Source organism: Vibrio sp. 1288 (genome assembly GCF_033344475.1).
The window spans coordinates 1-1113 of the sequence record NZ_JAWPOX010000132.1; the positions used below are offsets into that span (position 1 = coordinate 1).

Consider the following 1113-nt stretch of genomic DNA (forward strand, 5'->3'; position numbering starts at 1 on the left):
TCTACTGTTTATCTGACATTGCTGCGTTATCAAATTGAGTCATTTCGTTGTCGATAGATCCCGCCAGAATCGCAGGGATAATCATATCTGCAAAGCCAACCACGCTAGTTTGCGATGCTTGTACCGCTTCAGGAATTTGTAGCAACTCTAAGTAAGGAATGAATGGCTGACCAAGGATCTCAAACACTGACGTGTATTCAGCAATCACTAGTGCAACGGTACCCAAACCCATAACCACAGGCAGTACGCCAAACACCATATCGATAGCGTTGTGTACGCCTTCTTTGAATACAGACTGAACAGATTTTACTTCTGCAGCGCGTTTTAGAGCTAAGTCCATGCCCCATGAGAATGTCGTGTGACCTTCTGGCACTGCATCTACATCTTCTGCTGGCTTGCTGCCGTCAATGTAACGGTCTTTTTTCAGGCTTAGAGGCGGTAAACGAGGAATGATAACCGCAGCCACGATACCTGCTAAACAGATAGCTCCGTAGAAAGGTAGGAACAGGTGTTCAAGTTGAACCTGAGCAATAACAACTAAGCTGAATGTGATCGATACCGCTGAGAACGTTGTACCAACAACTGCCGCTTCACGTTGAGTGTAGAACTTGTTTTCGTACTGCTTGCTTGTCAGTAGGATGCCCACACTGCCATCACCCAACCATGATGCCATACAGTCGATCGCACTACGGCCAGGTAGGTTAAATACCGGACGCATTACTTTACTTAATAGCGCGCCAAATAGTTCTAGAAGACCGAAGTTAAGTAGTAGAGGAAGCAGAAGGCCAGCAAAAATGAATACTGCGAATAGCGTTGGTAGAAGACCAGTTAAAACAAGGCCGCCCGTGTTTTCTTCCCAAATCGCTTTTGGACCTACTTGGAAGAACGTCATCAATACCGCAGCACCACCGATTAGGCGAACAACAAGCCAAAGTGGAGACGGGTTGAAAAGTCCGTTTAAGAAACCGTTACGAAGGATCGCTGCTGGCTTGAAAATTTTACAAAGAACAGAAGCGACAGCCATGAAAGCGATAATAGCGGTAACGATAGCAATAAGTGCATCGCCAAGTAAGGCAGGAATGACTTTTGCCATGACTGCAACAGGGATAGTGA

General features: G+C 46.0%; 1 pseudogene. It reads right to left on the minus strand.

Features of this window, described 5'->3' with window-relative positions:
• Positions 1-4: 4 nt before the first annotated feature.
• A pseudogene (locus R8O11_RS25095) lies at positions 5-1113 on the minus strand (YjiH family protein); the annotation flags it as partial.